The organism is Synechocystis sp. LEGE 06083, assembly GCF_015207725.1.
Taxonomy (GTDB): Bacteria; Cyanobacteriota; Cyanobacteriia; order Cyanobacteriales; family Microcystaceae; genus Synechocystis; species Synechocystis salina.
In genome coordinates this window covers 1-5969 of sequence record NZ_JADEWJ010000250.1, presented here as the reverse complement: position 1 = coordinate 5969, position 5969 = coordinate 1, and the positions used below count along the sequence as shown (strand labels likewise).

4 protein-coding genes are annotated in these 5969 nt (G+C 49.0%); 3 read left to right on the top strand and 1 reads right to left on the bottom strand.

The features are described from left to right. Positions 1-12: 12 nt before the first annotated feature. Positions 13-3225 carry a filamentous hemagglutinin N-terminal domain-containing protein gene (locus IQ219_RS15940; RefSeq protein WP_368667622.1) on the bottom strand — a complete coding sequence of 1071 codons (3213 nt, stop codon included), beginning with the start codon at positions 3223-3225 and terminating at the stop codon, positions 13-15. 301 nt (positions 3226-3526) lie between these two features. Here IQ219_RS15940 and IQ219_RS15935 point away from each other — a divergent pair, with 301 nt between their 5' ends. From IQ219_RS15935 to IQ219_RS15925, 3 genes are all read left to right on the top strand, one after another. Beyond that, the gene (locus IQ219_RS15935) at positions 3527-3799 is read left to right on the top strand and encodes a hypothetical protein (RefSeq protein WP_041425911.1); all 273 of its coding nucleotides are present in this window, start codon (positions 3527-3529) and stop codon (positions 3797-3799) included. Positions 3800-3821: 22 nt separating this feature from the next. Next, the gene (locus tag IQ219_RS15930) at positions 3822-4604 is read left to right on the top strand and encodes an ABC transporter ATP-binding protein (RefSeq protein WP_190599643.1); all 783 of its coding nucleotides are present in this window, start codon (positions 3822-3824) and stop codon (positions 4602-4604) included. 162 nt (positions 4605-4766) lie between these two features. Next, on the top strand, positions 4767-5969 hold a 1203-nt coding region (locus tag IQ219_RS15925), incomplete at its 3' end, for an MlaD family protein (protein ID WP_194073254.1).

The window sequence follows — 5969 nt, the reverse complement described above, 5'->3', positions numbered from 1 at the left end:
TGGAGATGTGTATTAGAGACAGGGTTCAGGTTCCGGCTCGGGTTCGGGTTCCGGCTCGGGTTCAGGTTCCGGCTCGGGTTCGGGTTCCGGCTCGGGTTCAGGTTCCGGCTCAGAATCAGTAGTTATAGTTATATTGCCCAGAGTAAAGGTATCAAAAATTGGCGGTGTGCCAATTTGCACAGTATTGTCGTCTCCCGAACTAATTGCCCCCAGGGTTCCATTGGTAATGGGATTACCGACGATGAAAGGTTCAGTTCCGCCAAATTGAATGTAGACATCTCCACCTCCATCAGCTGTGGCGCCAGCGGTGTAGATACTAAAAGGCCCTTCTGGGCCAATAAAGAAGCCATCGATCGCCCGAAAATAACGAGCAGCCTCAATATAGATGTCCCCTCCTGTTCCCTCATTCCCTTGGGTGAATAAATAACTAACTTCAATGTCTCCCCCTGACTGAATAAAAATATCACCACCATTGGCCGCTGAAGTATCTATGTAGCTAGTGGAAATATCTCCCCCCGCCTGCAGGAACACATTCCCGGGTACCCCATTCCCTCCAGTGAATATGTAGGAACCAATTGAAATATCCAGCGGTGTCTCAACATATACATCTCCACTAGTTTCACTTCCAAAGGTATCTAAATAATCGATAATATCTACATTTTCACCGGCTTGAAAGAAAATATCACCCCCATTTTTACCAGCGGTAAATATATAATTTGTTGTGATATTACCGTCCGCTGTGAGAAAAACATTTCCCCCTGTACCTTCATTTGGAATTTCCTCTGAATAAGCTCCAGTATCAATAAAAGCAGTGGTAATATCTCCTTTACTTTTGATTACAACTTCTCCCCCCAGGTTTAGGCTCCCTATGATTCCCCCCAGGCTTAGGCTTCCTACTCCCGCATCATCTCCAATTCCCCGAGCATCGATGTAACTGGTATTGGTATCGCCGCCTGACAATAGAGTGACGTTCCCTCCATCAGTTCCTACTGTTTCTAGGTAACCAGTCGTAAGATTTCCACCAGCATTGAGAAATATTTCTCCTCCAGGTACGGCAAATGAAGATGTAACTATTGATCCGGTAGAAATATTGCCCAAAGCTTGTATATCTAAATTTCCACCACTGGTATTGATATTCCCGAAAGAAACATTTTGCCCGGCATCAAGCAGTACTTCAGATACTGTTGTAAGGCTAGAAAACCGGAGGTCAGAAGTGGAGGGACTAATTATATTTTGGGCGGCCTGTACTTTAAATGCTACATCTGTCAGAGTAATATCCCCGGTGAAAATCACTGAGCCTGCACTACTCGTCAAATTAATCATCGGATTAAACTCCATGTTCAATCCAGATGCAAAGAATTGCCCGTCGAAAACTTGATCTCCCTGGGTAAGGATATCATCCTGTACAAAGATGGCTTTACCAGAATTGAAACCTGTGGTAGCGGTGATGCTAACACCAATACTTTTCAGGGGAGTAGTGGTGCCGGCTCCGTCAAAAAAAATGATGCCATCTGCTTCGACTAATAAGTCAAAGTTGCCATTTACAGGGTCAAAGAAAACAACTTCGTAGCCTGGTGCGCTAAACGTTGTGTTGGCATTCAGCTCAACATTGTCCTCAAAATTTAAATCGTTGATAGATGAGGTAACTAGTGTATTGCCAGTATTAATAGGGCCAGTATTAGTAAAAGTGATTGAACCGTCTCCGATAGAGACCCGTTCATCTAAGGTTATTAAGGGTGAATCAAAAGTAAGATTATTTGACGAACCTGTGGGAAATATTCGCTGAATAACAGCTATGGATTTATCTGCCTGGAGAACAACATTGCTTGAGACTAGATTGCCTTGAACGGTTGAAGCAGAAATTAAGCTTGGTTCAGCACCGGGGTTATTGACAAGACCAACAATCAATTCCTCCGGATCCAACAACCAAGTGCCGGTTTCCCCCATGGTGGATAAGGTGTTCACCCTAGCAGTGTCATCCACCCTTAAATTTTTGGCACCGGAGGTTTCCACCAAGCCACCGTCTCCTCCCATGGTTCCCCCCTGGGCTGAAATGGCACCGCCAAAACGGGTAGAGTCATCGGCCCAGACAATTACGGTGCCCCCATCCCCTGTGAGTAGACCATCGGCTTTAATTACCGAATTTTTATCCACCACTGTTTGGATTGCGGTAGGGAGGGAAGGTTGTCCTTGGAAGTCTCCACCAATGCGCACCGTGCCGCCACCACCATTACCAGAAACATCTATCGCCGCTCCTTGTAGTGCTATTTGATCGCCAACGATCGCCACTTGCCCACCAGGGGTGAGAACAGAATTTGTATTACTAGCATCAATGGTGCCCGACACAGTGACGGAACCGGGTAGGGGGGAAACCATCGTGTCCGTGGAATTTTGGGTCACGGTACCATCAGCTTGTACTGCTAAACCCAAATCGAGATTGCCTGCTCCCTGGGTTAATAGGGTGGGCAGATCCAACACGGAAAAAGATCCCCCCTGATTCATCTGGGGAGAAACTTCCACTTCCAAGCTCAACAAACTACCAGGCTGGGAAATGCGAATACGATTTTGCCCTGGTACTGCAGCGACAGTAATATTGCCCCCAGGGGCTGTCAACGAACCAGTGTTAACCACATTGCCCGCCAAAAAGGCGAGATTTTTGCCCTCCGTTACCGACAAATCCCCCGCATTAATAATTAAACCGGGGTTCGCTAAATCAAAGGCAAATTGGGTCGGACTACCCACTAGCGCCCCATAGTCATTGTCGGCGATCGCCTGGAACCATTGATCATTGCCAAAACCGATCGCCGAACCGGTGGTAACCACAAAGTCCCCAGGCACATTGATGCTGGCATTGGGTCCAAAAATCATGCCGGCCGGATTCATCAAAAATAGATTGGCATTGCCCCCGCTTACCTGAATGAGACCATTAATAATCGAAACGTCGCCCCCCACTATCCTGGTGAGAATATTGCGAATATCGGGGTTGGATAAAAAATTGGCAATCTGATTTTGATCCAAACCAAATTGTTGCAAACTGTGGAATAAATTTTGCCCATCTCCTGACAAACTACCGCCGCCAATATTGAATTGATTACCCTGGGTATCAACGGTGGTGCCAGTGCCATCGTTCGCCGCAGTGACATTTTGGGCTAGGGCATGGGGGGCAAAACCAGACAAACAGGCTAGTAAAGTTAGGCAAAAGAGGCGGAAATTATGGTGCAACACAGCAATTAGGGGCGAAATGAACGATATTTCCACGACAAAGCCCAGGGTAGGGACTTTTTGGCCTGTCCATTATAGCCATCCCTTAGGTGGAGTTGACCATGGGAAACTATGAATAAAAGTAAATTATTTTCGTTTGTCCTCCTTCTAATGAAACCCCTGATTTTCGCTGGGTTCAGCCAAGAAAAGCAAAAAGTGTTTTATTTGAGCATCTGTTTTCGGGAAACTAGTTAAGATGTGGAAGGGAAAATTCCCCTGAATATGGTTCTAGATCGCTCTTGGAGTGTTATTTACAGGCATTGCTATGGAAAATATTGTCAACAATGTGGAAGAGTATCTGTTATCGAGGGAAGAACGCATTCTCCAGGTGCGTAATTTAGTAGAAACCCTCCGGGCTGCCGAAGAAATTGCTAAGCAGGGGTATTTAATCACCAGTTCAGAGTTGGCAGATTTGATGGATATTAACCCCAGTGCTGTCACCAGCCGGGGGGATCATTGGTCATGGCGCAACTGGGTTGTTTCTAGAGTGAGAAGGGAAGGGAACCAAATTCTCTGGCAGTTGGAGCGGGTGGATTAGGGCTTTGGCGGGATTATCCAAAATGACGGAACCCCTTATTCAACTCCGGGGCATTAGTAAATCCTTTGGCGATCGCCAAATTTTGGACAATGTGGATTTAGACCTCTATCCGGGGGAAGCATTAGTGGTGATTGGCCCGTCAGGCACCGGGAAATCAACCATTTTGCGGATCATCGCCGGACTATTGCCACCGGATAATGGGCAGGTGCTAATCAAAGCGGAACCCCGTCGGGGCTTGGTGGAGGACGACAATGAGCGCATCCGCATCGCCCTGGTGTTTCAACAGTCAGCCCTGTTTGATTCCCTGACAGTGGCGGAAAATGTCGGCTTTTTCTTGCTGGAGCATTCCTCCCTATCCAGGGAAGTCATCCGGGAGCAGGTGGCCCACAAACTAGCCCTGGTGGGGTTAACGGGCATTGAAGATTACTATCCAGCCCAACTATCGGGGGGGATGCGTAAACGGGTTAGCTTTGCCCGGGCGATCATGTCCAATCCCCATCAACCGGAGGACAATCCAGAGGTGATTTTGTACGATGAACCCACCGCCGGTTTAGACCCGATCGCCTCCACCGTCATTGAAGACTTAGTGCGGCGCTTACAAAAATCTCCGGAAGGTTGTGGAACCTATATTATGGTTAGCCATCAGGAAAGTACCATTCGCCGGACAGCGGATCGGGTGGTGTTGCTCTACGACGGCAAAATCCAATGGCAGGGGCCAGTCAGTGCCATCGACCAGACCGATAACCCCTTGGTGCGGCAATTCTTTGAAGCCAAAGTGGATGGTCCCATTCGCATTTTGGATTAACCAATACGGCGGTAAGATGGGGGAACCCGTTGGCCCCTGACCGTTTCCTAGAAAAAGAGGCGATGGTGGGCTGGTCTAACTTTTTAAACGTTCCTCCCGGCAAGGAACTCCTCCCCCCCTAGGCAAATCGCTTTATTTTTCGGCCCTATTGAGACATTGCGTATGCTCAGACCCCGCACCATCAAAGAAGGATCCGTTGGTCTGTTTGCCCTGTTGGGACTATTTATTATTGGTGGTATTGTCCTATGGTTACGGGGGGGCGGTTTTGGCAATCCAGGCTATGAAGTGTTGGTACAATTTGGCGATGCCAGTGGGCTCCAGGTGGGGGGGGCAGTGCGTTATCGGGGAGTGCCCGTGGGTCGGGTAGCTAAATTAATCCCCGGCAGTAACGGAATTTTGGCCCAGTTAGAGATTAGTTCCACCCAATTGCGTATCCCCGCCGATGTGCAGGTGGAAATCAGTCGCTACGGTTTATTGGGGGAAGCGGCCATTGATATGATTCCAGATCGCCAATTGTCCGATGCGGCCCTGGCCTTAGACCCCCTTAGCGCCGACTGTCCCGAAAGTGGCAAAATTCTTTGCAATGGCGACGAGTTGAAGGGGCAAGCGGGGACTCAATTAACCAACAGCATGGCTCGTTTAGCCCAGGCCTATAGTGAGCCGCAATTTGTGGCCGACATTAACGCCACCGTGAAAAGTGCCAACCTGGCCGCGGCCCGCATTGCCACCATGAGCGCTGAAATTACCGCCCTCAGCAAAACCGCTAATCAACAGGTGCGGGGTTTTGGCCGTACTTCCGAGGCGATCGCCAAAGCCGCCGATAACGCTTCCCTGTTAACCAGTCGAGTTAATCAAGTGGTGCTGACCAACCAAGACCACATCAACCGTACCATCGAAGAAGCTTCCCTATTAATGGTTAACCTCAATCAACTGGTGGGAGAAAACCGGGCCCAGGTCAATCTCACCCTGAAAAGCATTGAAACTACCAACCGGGACCTCCAGGCCATCGGTCGAGAAATCCAAACCGCCGTCGCCACCGTCAACCATGGCCTAGCGGCGATCGATGCCCAAAAAGTAACCAACGATTTGGCCCTGCTGATGGAAAATGCGGCTGTCACCAGCAATAATATCCGGCAAATTTCCGCCGACCTCAATGACCCCACCCTGATGCTGACCCTCCAGCAAACCCTGGATGCGGCCCGACTTACCTTTGAAAATGCCCAAAAAATCACCAGCGATGTGGAGCAATTAACTGGCGATCCAGCCTTTCGTAACAACCTGAGAAAATTGGTGGATGGCCTGGGGCAATTGGTGTCCTCCACGGAAAATTTCCAAGACCAGGTTTACACCGCCCACACCCTGGAG